The organism is Nonomuraea endophytica, from assembly GCF_014203235.1.
GTDB lineage: Bacteria > Actinomycetota > Actinomycetes > Streptosporangiales > Streptosporangiaceae > Nonomuraea > Nonomuraea endophytica.
Genome location: NZ_JACHIN010000004.1, coordinates 65,198 through 87,146 on the forward strand (window position 1 = coordinate 65,198; position 21,949 = coordinate 87,146).

A 21,949-nucleotide genomic window follows, 5' to 3' on the forward strand; every position below is an offset into this window, starting at 1 on the left:
TCAGGCCTCCTGCGGGGTGTTGGTGCGGGCGGGCTCGGATGCCATGCGCTCGGCGTCGAGACCGGACAGCGGGTGCCCCTTGGAGAAGAACTTCAGCTTCGCCAGCAGGGCGATGAACGGCTTCGTGAACAGGAACACCACGACGATGTCGATCAGCGTGGTCAGGCCCATCGCGAAGGCGAACCCGGCCACACCGCCCACGGCCAGGAAGTAGAGCACGACCGCGGCGATGAACATCACGGCGTCGGCGATCAGGATCGTGCGGCGGGCACGGACCCAGGCCACCTCGACGGCCGCGCGAAGCGTCCGCCGACCTTCCTTCATCTCATCACGGATACGTTCGAAGTACACGATGAAGGAGTCGGCGGTGATGCCGATCGACACCACCAGGCCGATGATGTGCGGCAGCGAGAGGGCGAAGCCTCCGTTGGCGCCGAGGACCACCACCGACTCGTACGTCAGCACCGTGGCGATCACCAGGCTCAGCACCGCGACGAGGCCGAGGCCCCGGTAGTAGAACAGGCAGTAGAGCACCACGAGCGCCAGGCCGATGCCGCCGGCGATCAGACCGCCCATGAGCTGGTCCGAGCCGAGCGTCGAGGAGATCGTCTCCACCGAGCTGCGGTTGAACTTCAGCGGCAGCGCGCCGTACTTGAGCTGGTCGGCCAGGTCGGTCGAGGTCTTCTGGTTGAAGCCGCCGGTGATCTCGGCGCGGCCGCCGGGGATCGGGCCCTGGATGACCGGCGCGGTGATGACCAGGCCGTCGAGGACGACCGCCACCTGGTTGCGCGGGGCCTGCGAGTTGAACGCGGTGGAGGTGAGCTTGCTCCACTCCGTGGCGCCGGCGCTCTTGAAGTCGAGCTGGACGACCCAGTCGGTGCTGCCGGGACGCACGCCGGAGGACGCGGTGTCGATGTCGGTGCCGACGACCTTGGCCACGTCCAGGATGTACTTGGCGGAGCCGTCGTCGGAACAGGCCGCGAACTGCTTCTTCGGGTCGTCCTGCACGCCCTGGCCGCGGGTCTTGGGGTCGGCGCACTTGAGACCCTGGTACTGCTTCAGCACGGCCGGGTCGACGCCCGTCGTGTCGATCTGCGGCTGCTGCTCCTGCTGGGGCTGCGAAGGCTGGGCGGAGGGCGAGCCCGACGGCGTCGGGGTGGCCTTCGGGTCCTTCTTCTTGTCGTCCTTGGCCGAGGGGGTCGGCGTCGTGGGCGAGGTCAGCGCCGAGGACAGGGCCTTGCCGGTCGGCGAGGCCTTGGGGGTCTCCTGCGGGGCGTTGGCCGACGGCTTCGCGCTCGGCTCCTTGGCCGACGGCGATCCACTCGGCTTCGCGGTGCCGCTCGGGCTGGTGCTCGGCTTGGGCGCCTCGGTGCTGAGCTGCTCCGGGGCGGCGGCCTCGACCGCGAGCACCTGGCGGAAGCGCAGCTCCGCCGTGGTGCCGACCAGCTTGATGACCTCCTCCTGGCCCTTGCCGGGAACGGAGATGATGATGTTGTCGCCGGACTTTGCGACCTCCGCGTCGGAGATGCCTGTGCCGTTCACCCGGTCACGGATGATGCTGACGGCACGGTCGAGCGACTCCTGGGAGGGAGCCGCGCCGCTGAGCGTTACGGGTGACAGGGTCACCGTCGTTCCGCCGGCGAGGTCGAGGCCCAGCTTGGGCGTGAACGCCTTCTGCAGGAACATCGTCCCGCCCAGGGCGAGGATGAGCGCCAGGAGAATCAGGAGCGTGCGCCCCGGATTGCTGTGGCGGCTGGTCGGTCGGGCCACGGGTCGTCAGTTCTTTCGGATTAGAGGTGTCTGTCGCAGCCTAGTCAGGACTGCTTCGTGCTCGAGTCGCCGTTCTTCGTTTCGTCCTTGACGTCCTCGGTCTTGACCTCGTCGGCCACGTCGGCGACGGGCTCGTCCGCGACGGGCTCGTCCTCGACGGGGGCGTCACCCGGGGTCACGACGCGGCCGATGGCCGCCTTGACCCAGCGGGTCTCGATGCCGGGCGCCACCTCAAGGATCACGTCCTCATTGTCGACCGTCACCACGGTGGCGAACAGCCCCGTCGTGGTCATCACTCGCGTACCGGGGGTGAGCGAGTTCTGCATTTTGACGGCTTCCTGCTGCCGCTTGCGCTGCGGGCGGATGAGCAGGAAATAGAACACCACCACCAGAAGTACCAGCGGCAGGATGCTTCCGAGTGATCCCATGTCCATAAGGGGCGACCTTCCATTGTCGTACAAGAAGTTGACACCGGCCTCGCGCCGGAAATTCCGTGCGTTGCGTCGGGGCCGCGCCGCTCAGCCCGTCAGCCTACACAGCCAGCCAAGCCACGGAGTGTAGGCGGTTGTTGCGAAACGCGGCAACGAGGCAGCGATTCGGCGCGCGGGGAAGTTCCCAATTTGCAATGGTTGCAACCGTTCTGTGACCCCGGGGGTTTGGCGGGGCGCGTGCCGTTCCGGGTCATAGGTCCGCGGGTCCGAACAGCGGGGCGCCGAACGCGTCCGGCGGCGGGGTGAGACCCAGGTGGGTCCAGGCCGCGGCGGTCGCGACACGTCCGCGCGGGGTGCGGGCCAGCAGACCTTGGCGCACCAGGAACGGCTCCGCCACCACCTCGACCGTCTCCGGCTCCTCCCCCACCGCCACGGCCAGCGTGGACAGCCCGACCGGGCCGCCGCCGAACTTGCGCAGCAGTACCCCGAGCACCGCCCGGTCGAGCCGGTCGAGCCCCCACGCGTCGACCTCGTAGAGGTTGAGCGCGGCGGCGGCCAGGTCGCGCGTGATGACGCCGTCGGCGCGTACCTCGGCGAAGTCGCGCACCCGGCGCAGCAGCCGGTTGGCGATGCGGGGCGTGCCGCGCGAACGGCGGGCGATCTCGTGCGCGGCGTCGTCCGGCAGGTGCACGCCGAGCAGGCGGGACGAGCGGGCCAGCACCTGTTCGAGCTCGGGCACCTCGTAGAAGTCCATGTGGGCGGTGAAGCCGAAGCGGTCGCGCAGCGGCGCGGGCAGCAGCCCCGCCCTGGTGGTGGCGCCGACCAGCGTGAACGTCGCGATGTCCAGCGGGATCGCGGTCGCGCCCGGGCCCTTGCCGACGACGATGTCGACCCGGAAGTCCTCCATCGCGAGATAGAGCATCTCCTCGGCGGGGCGGGCCATCCGGTGGATCTCGTCGATGAACAGCACCTCGCCCTCGGCCAGCGTCGACAGGATCGCCGCGAGGTCGCCGGCGCGTTCGAGCGCGGGACCCGAGGTGATGCGCAGCGGCGCGCCCAGCTCAGCCGCGATGATCATCGCGAGCGTGGTCTTCCCGAGGCCCGGCGAGCCGCTCATCAGCACGTGGTCCGGCGGACGCTGCCGTCTGAGCGCGCTCTCCAGCACCAGCGAGAGCTGCTCGCGCACCCGCCCCTGACCGATGAACTCCGCCAGCCGCTTGGGCCGCAGCGCCGCCTCGATCTGCTGCTCGTCCCCGCCCGCCTCCGGCGCGACCAGCTCGCGCTCCAGGTCGCCCAGGTCGTCCCAGTCGCTCATCGCACGCTCAACGCCCTCAGCGCCGCCTTGAGCAGCGCGGCCACCTGCGGCTGTCGTCCCTCGGCCAGCGCGACGTCGGCCTCGGGCGCCACGACGGCGACCGCCTCGTCGGCGTCCTTGCTGGAGTAGCCGAGCCCGACCAGGCCGGAGTGAACCTGCTCACGCCAGGCGGGCTTGCCCGCGTTGCCGCCGATCGCGGCGTTGACGGCCTCCTCGGGGGTGCCGAGCCGGTCCTTGAGCTCCAGGACGATGCGCTGGGCGCCCTTCTGCCCGATGCCCGGCACCTGGGTCAGCGCCTTGAGGTCCGCGCTCGCGACCGCCACGCGCAGCGCGTTGGGCGTGTGCACGGCCAGCATCGCCAGCGCCAGCTTCGGACCGACGCCGCTGGCCGTCTGCAGCATCTCGAACACGGTCCGCTCGTCCTCGCTCCCGAACCCGAACAGGGTCAGCGACTCCTCCCGCACCACCAGCGACGTCGCCAGCCTGGCCGCCTCCCCGACCCGCAGCCCGGCCAGGGTGCCGGGAGTGCAGTGCACCAGAATCCCCACCCCGCCGACCTCGACGACAGCGCCGTCTGGGGCGAGCGCCGCCACCTTCCCCGCCACGGACGCGATCACAACCCCACACCCTTTCCAGTGGTACGGCCGGCAGCCCCGGCCCCAGAGCCCACACCCGATCCAGCCCCGGACCCCGCCTCGGCACCGGAGCCCTGACCGGCGTCCGGGCCTGACAGTTGCCCGGAAGGCGAGCCTAGAGCCTGACCAGGCACCTGGGGCTCTGCCGTGCCGCGGGAAGTACGGCTGCGGGCACCGACAGCGCGGGGCGCCTCGGTGGGCGCGGCCGTCGAGCTCGCGGGTGTCCCGGTCGGGGTGGCAGGCGAGCTGGTCTGGGCGGTGGGCATGCCGGTGCCGGTGGCAGGCGGGTTGGCCGCGACGGTGGGCGTGCCGGAGGGGGTGGCAGGCGAGTTAGCCGAGGTGGGGGCGCCAGGGGGGCTGGTTGGGGTGGTGCGGGGTTGAGGGGGTTGGGGGGAGGTAGTGCGGCGGGGCTGTGGGGGGATGGAGGGGTGGGGGGTACGGCGTTGGGATTGGGCTCGGGCCACGGCCTGGGCGAGGCGCTGCTGGTTGCCGCCGCGCCAGATGTGGCAGATGGCCAGGGCGAGGGCGTCGGCGGCGTCGGCGGGCTTGGGCATCTCGGTCAGGCGCAGCAAGCGGGTGACCATGGCACCGATCTGCTTCTTGTCGGCGGTGCCGCTGCCGGTGATGGCGGCCTTGACCTCGGACGGGGTGTGCAGCGCCACGGGCAGTCCGCGGCGGGCGGCGCACAGGACGGCGATGCCGGCGGCCTGGGCGGTGCCCATCACGGTGCGGACGTTGTGCTGGCTGAAGACGCGCTCCACGGCCACGGCGTCGGGGCGGACGTCGTCGAGCCACTGCTCGATGCCCTCCTCGATCCCGACCAGTCGGGTGCCCAGGTCGTCGTCGGGTGAGGTGCGCACCACTCCCACCGCCAAGAGGGAGAGCGCGGTGCCCGGCCGTCCCTCGACGGCCCCAAGGCCGCATCTGGTCAACCCGGGATCGACGCCCATCACCCGCACCCGCACGCCCCCTCAACCGCCGAACACCTGTTCGGCAAGGAACTCTACCCGTGTTCCCCCGCCCGCGCACCGCGAACACGCGGTCGCAGGAACCGAGGCGGGATGCGGTGTCCGGGAAGCGGCGAGGGTGCGGGGAAGCCTGGAGCGTGGGAAACCTGGGAGTGGAGGAACCCGGGGAGCGCGGGGAAGCCTGGGAGTGGAGGAACCCTGGGAGCGCGGGAAAGCCTGGGAGTGGAGGAACCCTGGGAGCGCGGGAAAGCCCAGGGTGGCGGAACCCCCGGGGTGTGGGGAACCCGGGGGTGCGGGTCGTGCCGGGGAGGTGGGGAACCCGGGGGTGCGGGTCGTGCCGGGGAGGTGGGTTAGAAGTAGTCCAGCATGTACGGCCGGCCAGCGAAAACGGCATCCAGGCTGTCGTCAGAGGCGTCCGGCCCGGTCATCAGCCCGGAGCGGCGCAGAGTGGCTGTGGGGACTCCGGCGTACAGGGCGGCGATGCCGTTGGCCGTCAGGTGGGGGCCGGCGGTGGAGGTGATGGCGGTAGCCGTACCGGAGCCTGAGGAGACGTCGAGGCGCCACGCGCCCGAGTTGGACGGGCGCTGGGGGTCGGTGACCTCGACGACGGCGGAGGCCGAGACGGCGGCGGGGTAGCCGCGGCGGGCCACGGCCAGAGGCAGGTCGATGAGGCGGTGCATCCAGCGGACCTGCTTGACCGTCTCCTTGGCGCGCTCGCCCACCAGCCACAGCACCGGGTCGTCGGGGGCGATGGCGGCGGTGACGTGGGCGGCGATGGAGGAGGAACTGCCGATGAGGGACCACAGCGCCCTGCTGGTCTCCGGGGAGGCGGCGACCACGGCGTCGACCTCGATGCCGCCGTCGGACCAGCGGTAGATGGCGTTGCCGTCGTCGGCGAGGTAGAGGAAGTCGTTTTCCTCGGCCAGCCAGACGCGCCAGGTGCGTTCGTCCCAGGTGATGGGGCCGCTGGCTCGGGCAGACGCATGGGCGCGGCCTATGACGGACAGGAGTTCGGGGGCGTCGTCGGGGCCCATGCGGCGCAGCTTCACCTGCCCGGAGTGGCGGATGCGGCGCAGCGCTTCGGTGGGGAGGGTGATGAGGTTCTGGGCGCCGGCGTGCTCGTAGCCGAGCGAGCGGTAGATGGGGGTGGTGGCCGGGTACAGGGCGGAGACTGCTTCGCCGAGCGCCGCGGCGCGGTTGATCAGGGCGGTCATGAGGAGTGTGCCCACGCCTCGGCCCCGGTCCTCGGGGTTGACGGTGACGCCGGCGACGCCGGCCATCGGCTGCGGGCGTCCGTGCCACCACTGGGTGAAGGCCCGGATACGGCCGGCGGCCGACAGCCGTTCGCCGTCGAAGACGCCCAGGTAGCGGCCCTCGGCCAGGACCGGCGGCATGGCCTTGAGCCACAGCTCGCGCTCGCCGGGCGACAGCAGGCCGAAGGAGCGCTTGCGGATGTCGAGCACGGCGTCGAGGTCGTCCAGGGTCAGCTCACGTATGTCCACCGGACAAACTTACGCGCTCCTCCCCATCGTGATCGCCAGCCGGTCGAGGTAGAGGAGTTGTGCGGCGACCACGGCGGCGAGGGCGAGCAGCATGACGGGCAGCGGTGTCGTGATGCCGACGTCGACGGTGGTGTTCCGGTAGGAGTTGAGGCTCTGGCTCAGGAGCATGGTGGCGGGAGCGTTGTCCGGCCGCTGGGAGACCATGAGCGGCCAGAGGCCGTCCTGGGCGTTCACGAGGGTGAGACCGCCGGTGAGGATGCCGGCCATGGGCAGCGAGGGCAGCACGACGCCGCGCAGGAATCCGGCCTGCGCGCGTTCGGCCAGGCCGCGGCAGAGCAGGGTGAGCACGACGAGGGCGGGCACGCTGATGAGCATGGGCGGGACGAGGGCGACGATGGTGTCCATCAGCCCGAAGTCGCGGATGTAGGTCCAGGTGGCCAGGCTGAACGGGCCGACTCCGGCCAGCGCCCACGGCGCGAACGGCAGCAGCAGCCATTCGCTGTTGCGCCCCAGTGGCCGCAGGCCGCCGATGCCGAGCGCGGCGGCGTAGGCGACGGCCACGGACACCAGCGCGCCGGCGAGGGCGGGCAGCCACGTCCGCACGTACGTGCCCAGGGTGACGGGCAGCGTCTCCTCCCCGCCGAACAGGGCGGTGATCCACGGCCAGGCGAGCACGAGCCCGACGGCGACCACCACGACCAGGGCGAGCACGCCGACCACGGGCCGTCCGGGCCCGGCGGGCCGTGGCGACAGGTGCAGGCGCATCCCGCCCAGCACCACCACGGCCACCGCCGCGAGGCCGAGCGCGCCGAGCAGCACGCCGGTCAGCGTCGCCGCCGCCGCTGCCGCTCCCAGCCGTCCCGCTGCCAGCCCCTCGAACAGCATGTACGCGCCCAGCGTCCGCGTACCCCCGGACCCGCCCCGCGACAGGGCCGAGCTGAAGGTGAACGCCTGCAGCCCGACGGCGAGCAGCGTGAGCACGGCCAGGGCGGCCACGGCGAACATCGCGGGCGTCACGGTGCCGCCGCGCAACGCGGGCAGGAAGGCCAGCGTGGCCAGCGCGCACACCACGCCGAACGTCATGGCCGCCACGACGAGCGGGAACGTCAGCGCGGCCTCCTCCCCCGCCACCCCGCGGACCAGCGTGGCCAGGCCCGAGGCGTCGGGACGCAGGCCGCGCGTCCAGGCGGCGACCACCGCGATCGGGGAGAACGTGATGACCGCCAGCGAGAGCACGACCCGCCCGCCGCGCCGGACCAGGCTGCCGCCGCGGTCGAGCGCGAGCGCCAGCAGGGGCGCCACGACCACGGCCACCAGCACCGGCACCAGGGTCACGAGCAGCGAGAACGCCACCGCCCGCCAGAACCCCGGCTCGCCGATGACGGTGACGTAGTTGGCGAGGCCGACGGGCTCGTCCCGCCGCGACAGCAGGCGCGCCGATCGCATGCTCATCACGGCGGTGTACACGCTGGGCACGACCAGGCAGGCGAGCGCCGCGAACGCCGCCGGCGCCAGGAGTAACCAGCCGAGCGCGGCGGGCGGGCGGGGAGCGGGCGGGGCCGGGATCATGGCCCACCACCCTAGCGACGGGTGAGTCCTCCGAAGAAGTCCCGGATGTCGGCTGCCAGCGGGCCGGGCGCGGCCATGGCGAGCATGTGGCTGGTGCCTTCGAGGTTGCTCCAGTGGACGATCGTGTTCTTGCGCTCGGCGATGCGGCGGAAGGTGTCGGGGCCGCCGTGGGAGACGCCGGTGGGGACCGCGTCCTGGTCGATCGGCATCCCGGCCGCGCCTTCGTAGTACGTCCACGACGACGAGCCGCCGGTGCCGGTCAGCCAGTAGAGGCTGGCGTTGGTGAGGACGAGGTCGCGCTCGATGGGGTCGGTGGAGCCGGCCTGGTGCCAGCCGTCGAACTCCTTGAAGCGCTCGACGAGGTAGGCGAGCTGGGCGACGGGCGAGTCGCTGAAGCCGTAGGAGAGCGTCTGGGGGCGGGCGGCCAGGTAGGGGGCGTACCCGCTGCCCCCGGCGCCGCTGAGCATGTCGAGGACCCAGGTGTCCATGCCCTCCTGGTCTTCCGGCTCGGTGGGCATGCCGAGCCCGCCGGTGATGTGCACGCCGACGACGTGCTCGGGGAAGAGCGCGGCCAGTTGCGGGGAGACCAGCGCGCCGGCGTCGTTGCCGTGCGCGCCGTAGCGCTCGTATCCCAGGCGGCTCATCAGCTCGGCCCAGGTACGCGCGACGCGCTCGACGCTCCACGGCCGCTCGTCGGCGGGCTCGGGGAACGGCGAGAAGCCGAAACCGGGCAGCGAGGGCGCGACCACGTGGAAGTGCTCCGACAGCGGCCCGAGCAACTCGGTGAACTCGGAGACGGAGTTCGGCCAGCTGTGGGTGATGATCAGCGGCAGCGCGTCCGGGTTGGCGGAGCGCACGTGGAAGAAGTGGATCCGCTGGCCGTCGATCTCGGTGGTGAACTGCGGGAAGGTGTTCATCTTCGCCTCCCACGCGCGCCAGTCGTAGCCGTCGGCCCAGTAGTCGGCGAGCTCGCGCAGGTGGGCGACGGGGACGCCGCGGTTCCACTCGGCTCCGGGGAGCCGAGCGGGCCAGCGGGTGCGGGCCAGGCGCTCGCGGAGGTCGTCGAGGTCGGCCTGCGGGACGTCGATGGTGAAAGGCTTCATCATGCCTGTCACGCTACGGGCCAATGCGGAAAGGTTCGTTCCGCATTAAGCGTCGAGCTTCTCCATGATCTCGTCGGAGACGTCGAAGTTGGCGAAGACGTTCTGCACGTCGTCGCTGTCCTCCAGCGCGTCGATGAGGCGGAAGACCTTGCGCGCGCCGTCCTCGTCGAGCTGCACGCTCATGGTCGGCAGGAACCCGGACTCGGCCGAGTCGTAGTCGATGCCCGCCTCCTGCAGCGCCTTGCGCACCGGGACCAGGTCGCCGGCCTCGGAGACGACCTCGAAGGACTCGCCCAGGTCGTTGACCTCCTCGGCGCCCGCGTCCAGGACCGCGGTCAGCACGTCGTCCTCGTCCAGGCCGTTCTTGGGGACGAGCACGACGCCCTTGCGGTTGAACATGTACGACACCGATCCGGGGTCGGCCAACGAGCCGCCGTTGCGGGTCAGCGCGACGCGTACCTCGGAGGCGGCGCGGTTGCGGTTGTCGGTGAGGCACTCGATGAGCACCGCGACGCCGCCGGGCGCGTAGCCCTCGTACATGATGGTCTGCCAGTCGGCGCCGCCGGCCTCCAGGCCGCCGCCGCGCTTGCGGGCCCGCTCGATGTTGTCGTTGGGCACCGAGTTCTTCTTCGCCTTGAAGATGGCGTCGAAGAGGGTGGGGTTGGCGTCCGGGTCAGGGCCACCGGTCCGTGCCGCCACCTCGATGTTCTTGATGAGCTTCGCGAAAAGCTTGCCGCGCTTGGCGTCGAGCGCGGCCTTCTTGTGCTTCGTCGTCGCCCATTTGGAGTGGCCGGACATCAGCTAATGATCCCTCACTGTGTTTACCATGTTCACGAAGTAGCGGTGCACGCGAGTGTCCCCGGTCAGCTCGGGATGGAACGATGTCGCGAGCAGAGGCCCTTGGCGGACCGCGACGATCCTATCCCCCGGCGGCGCGGTCGCCAGCACCTCGACCTCCGGACCCACCGATTCCACCCAGGGCGCGCGGATGAACACGGCGTGCACGGGGCCGCCGTCGAAGGTCAGGTCGGCCTCGAAGGAGTCGACCTGGCGGCCGAAGGCGTTGCGCCGCACGACCATGTCGAGACCGCCGATGGTCTGCTGGCCGTCGACGCCGTCCTCGATCCGGTCGGCGAGCATGATCATGCCGGCGCAGGAGCCGTAGACGGGCAGGCCGTCCTTGATCCGCAGGCGCAGGGGTTCGAGCATCTCGAAGATCTCGGCCAGCTTCCACATCGTGGTGGATTCCCCGCCGGGGATCACGAGCCCGTCGACCGCCTCAAGCTCCGCGGGGCGGCGCACGGGGGTCGCGCCGGCGCCGGCCGCCTCCAGCATCGCGACATGTTCGCGCACGTCTCCCTGGAGGGCGAGTACACCGATCGTGGGCACGCTGGTCCTTCCGTCATGGTCTGGAGTTCGCATCATTCAACACCACGAGGGCCCGACGTCTTCCTACAGGGCGGCGCGGAGATGGAGCGGCTGGTGGTCGGAGACGGTGGTGCGGGTGTCCACGCGGCAGCCGAGGACCCGCGTGGTGAACAGGTAGTCGAGCTTCTTGGCCCGCATCGTCGGCCGCCGCCGCGGGTCGCACTCCCGGTAGCGGGCGTAGACGGGGGCGAGCGCGCGGCTGTCCGGCCGCAGGTTGAGGTCGCCGCCGAAGACGGGCGTGCGGCCCGGCGTGGTGAGCGCGAAGAGCTCGCGCACCTGTTTCGTCCGGTACGGCGCGCCGGGCCCCCGGTCGTCATAGGGCAGTCCCACGGACAGGTGGCCGGTGCAGGCTCGCACCCGTTGCCGGGGCAGGTCGGCGCAGAGCGCGGCCCGCCGCACCGACCAGGGCGGCGAGCTCAGGGCGTGGGTCTGGAAGGTGGCCGGACCGGCGACGGCGACGGTGACGCTCTGGGTTCCGCGCGGGCGGCCGAGCAGGTCGGGATGGCAGGCGTACGGCGTGCCGTGCCGGGACAGGAGTCCCCACGAGCGCACGGTCCAGGCGCGGCCGGTGGCGTTCTCCAGCCAGCCCTCAAGCGCCGCGTCGGCCCCGGTGCAGAACTCCTGCAGGAACAGCACGTCGGTGCCACGCCCCGCCTGGGTGCCGACGGCGCGGGCGATCTCGGGGGCGGTGCGGCGGTACAGGGAGCAGGAGGCGTTCGTGCCCGCGCAGACGTTCCACGTCATGACCGATATTTCCGGGCGTAACGCGACGGCAGGGCTGATCGCCAGTCCCGCCGCCACGAGGGCGTGTCCGATCATGCCCGCTATGCAACCACGGCGTCCTCCAGGGCGTGGTCGGTGTCGACGCGCCGCAGGGCGAGCAGGTGGTGACGCCTGCCGTACAGGATGGCCATGGCGACGACGCAGCAGGTGGCGCCGACGACGTACGGCACCGCGATCCCGAGCTCCTCGCCCATCTTGGTGGCCAGGAACGGGGCCAGCGCGCCGCCCATCCAGCGCACGAAGTTGTAGCCGGCGGAGGCGACCGGCCGGGGCGCGTCGGAGACCTCCATGGCCGACTCGGTGAAGACGGTGTTGTTGAGCCCGATCGGGATGCCGGACAGGATCGTGAACACGATGATGCCCGCGTGGCCGGACAGCGCGATGCCGATCTGGCACAGCGCGAGCAGGGCCAGCGCCAGGTGCAGCACGTTGACCGAGCCGAGCCTGCGCTGCAGCGGCGGCGCCCCGAACACCGAGGCCAGCGCCACGCACACACCCCAGCCGAAGAAGACGGCGCCGATGCCGTAGGCCGACATGTGCAGGATGAACGGGGTGAACGCCAGCACGGTGAAGAAGGCGAAGTTGTAGAACAGGGCGGTGAAGGCGGTGGTGGACAGCCCGCCGTGGGCCAGGGCCCGGATGGGTGCGCTGAGCCGGGTTCTGACCTCGGGCTTGGGCGTGTCCTTCAGCAGGGTGGCGATGAGCACGAATCCGACGGCCATCAGCGTGGCGGTGCCGAAGAACGGCGCCCGCCAGTTCCAGTCGCCGAGCAGGGCGCCGACGAGCGGGCCGAGCGAGATGCCGAGGCCGAGCGCCGCCTCGTAGAGGATGATCGCGGCCTCGGCGCCGCCGCTGGCCGAGCCCACGATGACCGCGAGCGCGGTGGCGACGAACAGCGCGTTGCCCAGGCCCCATCCGGCGCGGAAGCCGATCAGCTCGCCCACGCTGCCGGACGTCCCGGCCAGCGCGGCGAAGACGACGACCAGGGCGAGCCCGGCCATCAGCGTCTTCTTGCCGCCGATCCGGCTGGAGACCCAGCCGGTGACCAGCATCGCCACGGCGGTGACCAGGAAGTAGCTGGTGAACAGCAGCGACACCTGGCTGGGGCCGGCGTGGAGCCCCTGGGCGATGGAGGGCAGGATCGGATCGACGAGCCCGATGCCCATGAAGGCGACGACCGCGGCGAACGCGGTGGCCCAGACGGACATCGGCTGGCGCAGTATGCCGCCACCGGATGACATGACACTCCTTCGTGCGTCTCAGCCGAGCTTGGCCAGCACCGGGAGCGCCGCCGCGAGGGCGGCGCGCTCGTCCGGTGTGAGCGCGGCCAGTTCGTGGGCGAGGTGCGCGATCCTGGCACGCTGTACGGCCAGCAGCCGTGTGCGGCCCTCGCCGGTCAGCTCGACCGTCCTGACCCTGGCGTCGGCCGGGTCGCCGCCCCTGGCCACCAGGCCGGCCTCTTCGAGCCGGTTGATCTGGACCGTCATGGTCGGCAGCTGGACGGCGTGCTCCTCGGCCAGCTCGGTCATCCGGCGCGGCCCCTGCTTGAGCGAGCCGAGGACGGCGTACTGCTGGCTGGTGACGGGCTGGCCGGCGACGGTACGGCGCAGCAGCAGGACCAGGTGGCGCAGCACCACGGACATCTGCTCGGCCAGCGCGTCAGGATCGTCCCTCATACTTAGCCAGACTAACTTAGTTGAGCTAAGTATCCAAAACGAAACGCCCCGGCCCCCTTGCGGCTTGGGGGACCGGGGCGGGCCAGCGGGGTCAGGGACGCTCGGTCTCCATGCGGACCGTCTCCTCGATGGTCGTCTCGCCGAGCGCCTTGAGCGCCGGGTCGACCGGGCGCAGGTAGGTCTGCTTCACGCCGGGGACGCGGTCCTCGATGACGAACGTGGACTTGGTGTGGACTCCCGAACCGGGCACCTGCACCTGCGGCACCACCCGGAAGTCGGCGGTCATGAGGTCCCGCTCGATCTTGGTCAGCACGTAGCCGCGCTGGTTGTTGTAGAACTTCAGGTGCGGGTTGATCTTGAGGAACGGCTGCGTCTGCGGGTCGGAGTCCTTGCCGTCGCCGCCGGTGCTGATGGAGGTGGCCACCAGTTCCGAGCCGACCGACGGGCCGGTGGGGTCGTCGTAGTCGAGCTTCAGGTCGCTGGCCCAGTGCGCGTGCACGTCGCCGGTGAGCACGACGGGGTTGCGCACCTTGGCGTCGAGCCAGCCCTGGGTGATGCGCTTGCGCGAGGCGACGTAGCCGTCCCAGGCGTCCTGCGAGGTGATCTTCTGGGGTCCGGCGTTGTTGTCGCGCTGGGCGAAGAAGACCTGCTGGCCGAGGATGTCCCACTGGGCGCGGGAGTGGCGGAAGCCGTCCAGCAGCCAGGCCTCCTGCTCGCCGCCGGTGATCGAGCGGGCCGGGTCGATCGCCGCCGGGCAGTCGCGGTAGCCGTCGCCGCAGCCCTGGTCGTCGCGGTACTGGCGGGTGTCGAGCATGTGGAAGGTGGCCAGGCGGCCCCAGCGCACGCGCCGGTAGAGCTGCATGTCGATGCCGCGCGGGACCGACGAACGGCGCAGCGGCATGTTCTCGTAGTAGGCCCGGAAGGCGGCCTCGCGGCGCTGGCGGAAATTCGGCTGCGGGATCTCGGGCTTCTCCGGGATCTCGTCGGCCCAGTTGTTGTCCAGTTCGTGGTCGTCCCACACCACCAGCCAGGGCGCGGCGGCGTGGGCGGCCTGCAGGTCGGCGTCGGCCTTGTACTGGGCGTGGCGCTGGCGGTAGTTGGCCAGCGTCTCGGTCTCCGGGCCGTCGTGGTGGCGGACGTTGCCGCCGGGGATGACGTAGGTGTTCTTGGTGTACTCGTACTGGTAGTCGCCCAGGTGCAGGACGAGGTCGGGGTTCTCCTCGGCCAGGCGGCGGTAGCTGGTGAAGTAGCCGTGCTCGTACTGGGCGCAGGAGACGAAGGCCATCGAGAGGGCTCCGCCGTACTGGAAGGGGTGCGGGGCGGTGCGGGCGCGGCCGAGCGGGGAGACGTGGCGGCCGGTCTTGAAGCGGTACCAGTACTCGCGGCCCGGGGCCAGGCCGGCGATCTCGACGTGCACGCTGTGGCCCCACTCGGGGACCGCGCGGGTGACGCCCACCCGCACGGGGAACCTGGCGCGCTCGTCGGCGTAGATCTGCCACTGGACGGTGACCGGGCGCGCGGGCATGCCGCCCATGCCGTCCTCGGCCATGGGGTTGACGGCGAGCCTGGTCCAGATGACGAAGCCCTGGTGGTCGGGGTCGCCGCTGGCGACGCCGAGGGTGAAGGGGCTGGCGGCCGGTTCCCTGCCACGGGTGGCGGCCTCGGCCCCGGCGGGCAGCCCGGCGGCGGCTCCCGCGGCCAGGCCGGTGACGAGGAAGTGGCGGCGGTTGAGGTTGCGCACGGGGGTGGCTCCCTGTCGATCAAGGGTGAGGGACGCCCGTAGCCTGACTCAGGCTCATGACTCACGGGTGAACGCCACCTAACACGAAAAAGACGACATCCAGCCGGATGTCGTCCTTTTCGGCATAACTTGCGGTGGTGAGCTTGGTTTTGCGCTAAAGGGGATCTTCCTTAGCGTTATCTGAGCACCCGGGATGCTTTCACCCGATCGGCAGGTCGCGCCCCCGGATTCCGGCGGAGCCCGCGGCGATCAGTGCCGCCGCCATCGCGGTCAGCACCGCCAGCGGGAGCACGCTCAGCGGCTCGGCGGGCAGCTTCGGGATGTGCGAGAAGGCGGAGAGTCCCGTCACGAACTCCCCCAGCTGCAGCTCCGCGCCGAGCCAGCCGAGGAACAGGCTTAGCGGCAGCGCGGCGAACGCCCACGCCGCCAGCCGGGGAAGCAGGCCGAACAGGGCGACGGCCACCCCGGTGAACAGCCAGACCGCGGGCAGCTGCACCAGGGCCGCGCCCAGCATCGCGGGCACCTGCCCGGCCACGTCACCGGCGTTGATCCCGTGCGCCAGGCCCAGCACCGCGCCGAAGACGGCCAGCCCGAGCGTCGGCCCGAGCAGCGCGAACAGGAAGTGGCTCCACGCCCAGCGCAGCCGCTGGACGGGCGTGGCCAGCATGGGCTCGGCCAGCCCGGCCACCTCCTCGGCCCGCGGCCGCAGCGCGGCCTGGATGGCGTAGGCGGCGGCGACGACCGCGGCCAGCGTCATCATGCCGTCCACGTACTGCTGCAGGAGGCTGCCGCGCAGGCCCAGCCCGGCCAGCAGGTCGCGGGCGGCGGCGCCGCTGTTGTCGAGCAGGTGGCTGATGCTCTCGGCCACGGCGCCCAGGGCGTAGCCGACCACGGCGAAGCCCGCCAGCCTGCTGAACAACGCGCCCCGGTGCAGCCGCCAGGCCAGCGCCAGCGGTGTGCGCAGCGCGGCCGCCGCCTCGGCCGGGCCGGGACGGGGCTGGATCATCCCGGAGCCCAGGTCGCGCCGTCCGGCCAGCGTCACCGCCAGCGCGACCAGCGCGGCCGTCGCCAGCAGGCACGGGACGGCGATCCACCACCGGTCGCCGGCGTAGGGACGGAACTCACCGGCCCAGGCGACCGGTGACAACCAGGCCAGCCAGCCCAGGGAGCCGCCCGACTGCTGGCTGACCGAGGCGATGCCGCGTACCAGGAAGGCGGCGCCCAGCACGACGATCGCGATGCCGCGCGCGCCGCCCGCGCCCGCGGTGAGCTGGGCGAAGATCGCGCCGGCGGCGGCGAAGGCGCAGCCGGTGAGGAGCAGGCCGAGACCGAAGACGACCGCGCCGCCCGCGCCCAGGCCCGCGCTGACCAGCGCCAGCGCCGACAGCGCGGAAACGACGGCGCTGCCGACGAGGACCGAGATCAGCGCGGCGGCCAGGCCCGCGTGCCGTCCGACGGCGGTCGCGCCGACCAGTTCCAGGCGACCGGCCTCCTCCTCGGTGCGGGTGTGCCGGATCATCAGCAAGAGCGCGACCAGACCGACGATCACGGGGATGAAGCCGGCCCGCCAGGTGACCAGCTGGCCCAGGGTGGAGCCGTGCAGCGGGCCGTAGGCGATGATGAAGGCCGTGTTGTGCACGCTGGTGTCGACGAAGTCCTGGCGGGCGGCGGCGGTGGGCGCGGTGGCGTTGAAGGCCGAGACGAACCCCAGCGGCACCACCGAGGTGAACACCGTCCAGACCGCGATCATCCACCGGTCGCGGCGCAGGGCCAGCCGCAGGAGCATGCCGGTTCCGGTGAGCGTGTTCATCGCAGGGCCCCCACGGGCGTGGTGTCGTAGTGGCGCAGGAAGAGCTCTTCCAGCGTCGGCGGGCGGCTGACGAGCGAGCGCACGCCGGCCGCGGTGAGGTGGCGCAGCACGTCGTCGAGCGCCGGGGCGTCGACGTCGAAGCTGACCCGGGCGCCGTCGGCGCGCAGGTCGTGCACGCCGGGCAGGTCCTCCAGCCCGGCGGCCGGGCTCGCCAGCTCGGCCTGGACGGAGGTGCGGCTCAGGTGGCGCAGTTCGGCCAGGCTGCCGGCCTCGACCGTGCGGCCCTCGCGGATGATGGTCACCCGCTCGCACAGGGACTCGACCTCGCCCAGGATGTGGCTCGACAGCAGCACCGTGCGGCCGTCCCTGCGCTGCTCCTCGCGCACCACCTCGCGGAAGACCTCCTCCATGAGGGGGTCGAGGCCGGAGGTGGGCTCGTCGAGCACCAGCAGTTCGGCGTCGGAGGCCAGGGCGGCCACGAGCGCCACCTTCTGCCGGTTGCCCTTGGAGTAGGTGCGGCCCTTCTTGCGGGGATCGAGGGCGAAGCGGTCGATGAGGTCCTTCTTGCGGGTCTGGTTCATGCCGCCGCGCAACCGTCCGAGCAGGTCGATCACCTCGCCGCCGGACAGTCCCGGCCACAGCGTGACGTCGCCGGGCACGTAGGCCAGCCGCCGGTGCAGCTCGGCGGTCTCGGTCCAGGGGTCGCCGCCGAGCAGCCGGGCCTGGCCGGAGTCGGCACGCATCAGCCCCAGCAGGATTCTGAGCGTGGTGCTCTTGCCCGCGCCGTTGGGCCCGAGGAAGCCGTGGACCTCCCCGGTGCGCACGGACAGGTTCAGCCCGTCCAGCGCCCGTGCCGGGCCGAAGCTTTTGACCAGCCCGGTCACCGAGATGGCGTCAGTCATCGTTCGTCTTCTTTCTCGTCGAGGCGCGCCTGCAACGCGGCGCCCTCCTCGGGGGTGAGCCAGGAGTGGGAGTAGAGGTCGAGCAGCACCCGGGCGAGCAGTTCGTCCCCGGCCGGGCTGAAGATCTGCACGCCCAGCCGCCGGGAGATGTGCTCCTGCAGCACAGAGACGGCCAGCGACATCGCGGTGCCGACGGTGGCGCGGGCCCTGACCGGGACCTTCGGCGGGTCGGGGCGGCTCTTGTCGGCCTCGATCAGCCATTGCTCGCTGAGTTCTGCGAGCGCGTCGAAGACCTCGGCGGCCGAGCCCTCCGCCAGCGCGCGGGACATGTAGCGCTGGTAGGGGCCGAAGACGGTGCGGGCGACGGCGACGTAGTTGTGCCCGGCGTCGGCGCGGACCTCGTCGTTGAGCGTGCGGATGGCCTTGACCAGGTAGTCGTCGCAGGCCTCGCGCAGCCCCTGCTTGGAGCCGAAGTGGTGGCGCACCAGCCCGGAGGAGACGCCCGCGCTCTCGGCGATGCCCCGGATGGTGGCCCGCTCGAAGCCGTGCTCGCCGAAGTGGAGCATCGCGGCGTCCCTGATGCGGGCGCGCGCGGTGAGGTCTTCCGGATCGGGTGCGGTCATCGTCTTCTTCCTATCCACGGGTGTAGCTGACTGTACGCCTGTGTATGAGACTACACAAGCGTGTAGCCCGTGGATTCAGCGGATGCGCAGCGCCAGCAGGCAGACGTCGTCGTGGGTGTCGAGGCCGATGCGGTCCAGGACGCAGCCGATGGCGGCCTCCGGATCGTCGAGTGGGCAGTCGTCGGCCGCCTCCAGCAGGGACTTCAGGCCCGCGTCGAGATCCTGGTCACGGCGCTCGATGACGCCGTCGGTGTAGAGGAACAGCATGTCGCCGGGGTGGAGCTGCGTGGAGGTCAGCTCGTAGGCGACCGACTCCAGGGCGCCCAGCATCAGTCCCGGCGGCGGCTCCAGCAGCGCCGCGACCCCGTCGCGCACCAGCAGCGGCGGCGGGTGACCGGCGCTGGTCCAGGTCAGGAGCCTGCTGCCGGGGTCGAAGTGGCCGATGACGGCGGTGCCCGTCGCGGCCACGGTCTCGCTGTTGTGGTAGATGAGGTCGTTCAGCCAGGTGGCGAGCTGGGCGGCGTCGGCCTTGGTGTAGGCGAGCCCGGCCAGGCCGAAGCGCATCTGCGCCATCAGGCCGACGGCGGCCAGGCCGTGGCCCATCGCGTCGCCGATCGCCACCAGGACCCGTCCGTCGGGCAGCCGCCTGGCCTTGAACCAGTCGCCGCCGAGCCGGCCGACGTCCTCGGCGGGCAGGTAGCGTACGGCGATCCGGACGCCGGGCAGGTCGAGGACGCCGCTGCGGCCGGGCTGGATGGCGTCCTGCAGGCGATGGGCGACGCGCTGCTCCTCCTCGGCCCGGCGGCGCTGGCTGACCGCCTGCTCGTGGGCCGCCGACAGGGCGCGTTCGCGGCGGCGGCCACGGGTGATGTCCTGGACGAGCATCCTGACCAGCACCGGGGTGCCGCTGTCGTCGAGCACGGGCTCGCTGACCGTGCGCACCTGCCGTACGCCGTGGCGCTGCCTGATCCTGAACTCGCTGTCGGCCGCCTCGCCGTGTTCGAGCAGCGTGGACATGAGCTCGTCCACCAGCGGCACGTCCGCCTCGACGACGGTGCCGGGCAGTTCCTCCAGCGGCATCGGGCCGTCGGCGGGGTCGCGGCCGAAGATCCCGTACATCTGGGCGGTCCAGTAGGTGCGGCCGGTGGTGAGCGTCCACTCGGCCCAGCCGAGCTCGGCCTCGCGCTGGGCGCGGTCCCACCGGCTGATCAGCCGCTCGTCCTCGTCGAGCGCGCGCCAGCTCGCCAGCACCCCCTCGTGCAGCGGTACGGCCCGCACGGTCAGCGACGCCGGCCAGAGCTTGTGGTCGCGCGCCTCCACGTACTCCACCGGGTCGAGCTTGAGCGGGCGGCCTTCGGCGAGCACCCGGAAGTACGCCTCCAGCAGCCCGGACTTCACCACCCCCGGGCAGGCCTGGACGAGGCGCTCACCGACGAGGTCGGCCGCGCCGCGGCCGGTCACGTCGCGGGCCTGCTCGTTGGCCGCGGCGATCACGAAGTCGACCGGCCGGTCGTCGTCGTCGACGACCGGCGCCAGGTAGGCGGCCGAGACGTGTACGGCCTGCAGCACCGCCAGCACCCACCCGGGCACCGGCGGCAGCGTGGCCGGGGGCGGCGCGGGCTCGACCGTGGCGGCCAGGTCCTCGAGCTCCACGCCGGAACCGTGGGCTTGCCTGCTGAGGTGGCGTGCCGCCTCCTCGGGGCGGATGTTCAGGCGCGCGGCCGTACGGCTGACGGCCTCGTCCAGGACGGCCTCGCGGCGCATGCGCGCACGCAGGGCGCTCAGCCGTTCCCTGATCCGGGCCGTGACGTCGTCGCTGTCGCGGCTCACAGGGGTTGAGCTGCCCTGACGCAGGCAAAGGCACCGGCACGGGGGTAAAGATCAGGCTAGGTGAAGTCGAGGCCGGCGAAGTCGCCCGACGTACGCCATTGCTCCAGATAGGCGAAATAGGCGGTGGCCCCGAGCGGATAGCCGACGCTCAGCCAGCCCTTTCTGCCTGGGTCCTGGCCTTCGTTGTTGTAGTAGCCGGGCGTGCAGTCGGCGCCGCCCAGCAACGAGCCGGGAGAGGACGTGAGCAGCTCCATCCAGGCGTCCTCGGCCTGCTCGCTCGCCTCCACCCGGACGTGGCCGTGGTCGAGGGCGTGCTTGACGATCGTCGCGATCGTCCGGCCCGACTCGGTCAGGTTGTGCGGGATGTTCGAGAGGAGGTTGGCGCCCTGGGTCGGCTGCACGATGAAGACGTTCGGGAAGCCGTGCACGTGGGTGCCGTGCAGCGTGCGCATCCCCTCATCCCAGTACGCCGACAGCCTGACCCCGTCCCGCCCGGTCACGTCGTAGCCGGCGCGCCGCGTGTAGTCGGTGCCCACCTCGAAGCCGGAGGCGTAGATCACGCAGTCCACCTCGTACTCCCGGCCCGCGGCCACCACGCCCGTCTCGGTGACCCGCTCGACGCCCTTGCCGTCGGTGTCGACCAGGTGGACGCCCGGCAGGTTGAACGCCTGCAGGTACGCGTCGTGGAAGCACGGCCGCTTGCACAGCTGCCGGTACCAGGCCTTCAGCCGGCCGGCGGTCTCCGGATCGCGCACGAGGGCGTCGACGCGGGCCCGGATCTCCTCCATCTTCTCGAAGTCGGAGTCCTCGAACGCCTCCAGCATCCGCTCGACCGTCCGCGCGTCCTGGGGCAGGGCCTCGATCCGGTCGCGTACCCGGCGGGCGATGTCGGTCCAGCCGTCCATCACCAGGTCCTCGTCGGCGCCGCCGCCCGCCTGGTTGGCGGTGAAGTTCTCCAGCCAGCGCCGCTGCCAGCCGGGCGTCGCGATCCCGGCGAACCACTCGGGGTCGGTCGGCCGGTTGTCGCGCACGTCCACCGAGGACGGCGTGCGCTGGAACACGTACAGCTCGGCGCAGGACCGCGCCAGGTGCGGCACGCACTGCACGGCTGTCGCGCCGGTGCCGATGACCGCCACCCGCCGGCCGGCCAGCCGGTCCATGGGCGCGCCCGCAGGGTCGCCGCCGGTGTAGTCGTAGTCCCAGCGGCTGGTGTGGAAGGAGTGCCCGGCGAAGGAGTCGATCCCGGGGATGCCGGGCAGCTTGGGCACGTGCAGCGGCCCGACGCCCATGGCCACGAAGCGCGCGGTGAACCGGTCGCCCCGGTCGGTGGTGACGGTCCACAGCGCCCGCTCGTCGTCCCATTCCAGGCCGGTGACCTCGGTGTGGAAGAGCGCGTTGTCGTAGAGGCCGTAGTGCTTGCCGATGCGCCGGCAGTGTTCCAGGATCTCGGGCGCGTGGGCGTACTTCTCGGTCGGCATGTGGCCGAGCTCTTCGAGCAGCGGCATGTAGACGAAGGAGGCGGTGTCGCACTGGGCGCCGGGGTAACGGTTCCAGTACCAGGTCCCGCCGAAGTCACCGCCCTTCTCCACGATCCTGACGTCGGCCACCCCGGCCTCCTTCAGCCGCGCCCCGGTGACCAGCCCGGCGAACCCGCCGCCGACGAACGCCACCGTGACGTGGTCGTTCTTCGGCTCCCGGGGCGTCCTGGGGGTGTAGGGGTCGTCGGCGTAGGAGGCGAAGCGGCCGGTCAGCCGCTGGTACTGGTCGTTGCCGTCGGGGCGGAGGCGCTTGTCGCGTTCCTGGCGGTATCGGGCGCGGAGGGCGTGCTTGTCGACGGTCATGGAACCAGAATGACATTCTGGA

18 protein-coding genes and 1 pseudogene are annotated in these 21,949 nt (G+C 71.7%); all 19 read right to left on the bottom strand.

The genetic code is table 11. From position 1 onward, the window contains the following. Positions 1-1,770: a protein translocase subunit SecD gene (secD, locus tag HNR40_RS15790; protein WP_312896372.1), complete on the bottom strand. Its 1,770-nt coding sequence runs from the start codon at positions 1,768-1,770 to the stop codon at positions 1-3. Positions 1,771-1,814: 44 nt separating this feature from the next. Next, entirely contained in the window at positions 1,815-2,198 is a 384-nt protein-coding gene (gene yajC / locus HNR40_RS15795) for a preprotein translocase subunit YajC (protein ID WP_246509154.1), read from the bottom strand. A gap of 253 nt (positions 2,199-2,451) precedes the next feature. Next, the gene (ruvB, locus tag HNR40_RS15800) at positions 2,452-3,516 is read right to left on the bottom strand and encodes a Holliday junction branch migration DNA helicase RuvB (protein ID WP_376773474.1); all 1,065 of its coding nucleotides are present in this window, start codon (positions 3,514-3,516) and stop codon (positions 2,452-2,454) included. Further along, a complete protein-coding gene (gene ruvA / locus HNR40_RS15805; protein ID WP_184961855.1) occupies positions 3,513-4,133 on the bottom strand; it encodes a Holliday junction branch migration protein RuvA in 621 nt (206 codons plus the stop codon). The genes ruvB and ruvA overlap by 4 nt, the downstream gene beginning before the upstream one ends. 482 nt (positions 4,134-4,615) lie before the next feature. Further along, positions 4,616-5,110 (bottom strand): annotated as a pseudogene (gene ruvC, locus HNR40_RS15810) (crossover junction endodeoxyribonuclease RuvC); the annotation flags it as partial. A gap of 359 nt (positions 5,111-5,469) precedes the next feature. Further along, positions 5,470-6,621 (bottom strand): GNAT family N-acetyltransferase, encoded by a 1,152-nt coding sequence (locus HNR40_RS15815; RefSeq protein ID WP_312896373.1) that lies wholly within the window; start codon positions 6,619-6,621, stop codon positions 5,470-5,472. Between the two features lie 9 nt (positions 6,622-6,630). Beyond that, the gene (locus tag HNR40_RS15820) at positions 6,631-8,190 is read right to left on the bottom strand and encodes a hypothetical protein (protein WP_184961857.1); all 1,560 of its coding nucleotides are present in this window, start codon (positions 8,188-8,190) and stop codon (positions 6,631-6,633) included. A gap of 11 nt (positions 8,191-8,201) precedes the next feature. Then, a complete protein-coding gene (locus tag HNR40_RS15825; RefSeq protein WP_184961859.1) occupies positions 8,202-9,296 on the bottom strand; it encodes an epoxide hydrolase family protein in 1,095 nt (364 codons plus the stop codon). A 42-nt stretch (positions 9,297-9,338) separates the two neighbouring features. After that, positions 9,339-10,091: a YebC/PmpR family DNA-binding transcriptional regulator gene (locus HNR40_RS15830; protein ID WP_184961861.1), complete on the bottom strand. Its 753-nt coding sequence runs from the start codon at positions 10,089-10,091 to the stop codon at positions 9,339-9,341. 3 nt (positions 10,092-10,094) lie between these two features. Continuing rightward, a complete protein-coding gene (gene pdxT / locus HNR40_RS15835; protein WP_221340524.1) occupies positions 10,095-10,715 on the bottom strand; it encodes a pyridoxal 5'-phosphate synthase glutaminase subunit PdxT in 621 nt (206 codons plus the stop codon). 30 nt (positions 10,716-10,745) lie between these two features. Beyond that, on the bottom strand, positions 10,746-11,540 hold the full coding sequence (locus tag HNR40_RS15840) for an endonuclease/exonuclease/phosphatase family protein (RefSeq protein WP_184961865.1): 795 nt from the start codon (positions 11,538-11,540) through the stop codon (positions 10,746-10,748). 5 nt (positions 11,541-11,545) lie between these two features. Further along, complete coding sequence (locus HNR40_RS15845; protein ID WP_184961867.1) at positions 11,546-12,745, bottom strand: MFS transporter; 1,200 nt, start codon at positions 12,743-12,745, stop codon at positions 11,546-11,548. A gap of 18 nt (positions 12,746-12,763) precedes the next feature. Beyond that, a complete protein-coding gene (locus HNR40_RS15850) occupies positions 12,764-13,180 on the bottom strand; it encodes a MarR family winged helix-turn-helix transcriptional regulator (RefSeq protein ID WP_184961869.1) in 417 nt (138 codons plus the stop codon). Positions 13,181-13,271: 91 nt separating this feature from the next. Beyond that, on the bottom strand, positions 13,272-14,921 hold the full coding sequence (locus HNR40_RS15855; RefSeq protein WP_184961871.1) for an alkaline phosphatase D family protein: 1,650 nt from the start codon (positions 14,919-14,921) through the stop codon (positions 13,272-13,274). A 199-nt stretch (positions 14,922-15,120) separates the two neighbouring features. Then, positions 15,121-16,731 (bottom strand): ABC transporter permease, encoded by a 1,611-nt coding sequence (locus HNR40_RS15860; protein WP_184961873.1) that lies wholly within the window; start codon positions 16,729-16,731, stop codon positions 15,121-15,123. Next, a complete protein-coding gene (locus HNR40_RS15865) occupies positions 16,728-17,633 on the bottom strand; it encodes an ABC transporter ATP-binding protein (RefSeq protein ID WP_184961875.1) in 906 nt (301 codons plus the stop codon). The genes HNR40_RS15860 and HNR40_RS15865 overlap by 4 nt, the downstream gene beginning before the upstream one ends. Beyond that, positions 17,630-18,256 carry a TetR/AcrR family transcriptional regulator gene (locus HNR40_RS56280; protein WP_184961877.1) on the bottom strand — a complete coding sequence of 209 codons (627 nt, stop codon included), beginning with the start codon at positions 18,254-18,256 and terminating at the stop codon, positions 17,630-17,632. The genes HNR40_RS15865 and HNR40_RS56280 overlap by 4 nt, the downstream gene beginning before the upstream one ends. Before the next feature lie 75 nt (positions 18,257-18,331). Next, positions 18,332-20,086, bottom strand: coding sequence for a PP2C family protein-serine/threonine phosphatase (locus HNR40_RS56285; protein ID WP_184961879.1), 1,755 nt, complete (start codon positions 20,084-20,086; stop codon positions 18,332-18,334). A gap of 56 nt (positions 20,087-20,142) precedes the next feature. Beyond that, on the bottom strand, positions 20,143-21,927 hold the full coding sequence (locus tag HNR40_RS15880; protein WP_184961881.1) for a flavin-containing monooxygenase: 1,785 nt from the start codon (positions 21,925-21,927) through the stop codon (positions 20,143-20,145). Positions 21,928-21,949 lie beyond the last annotated feature (22 nt).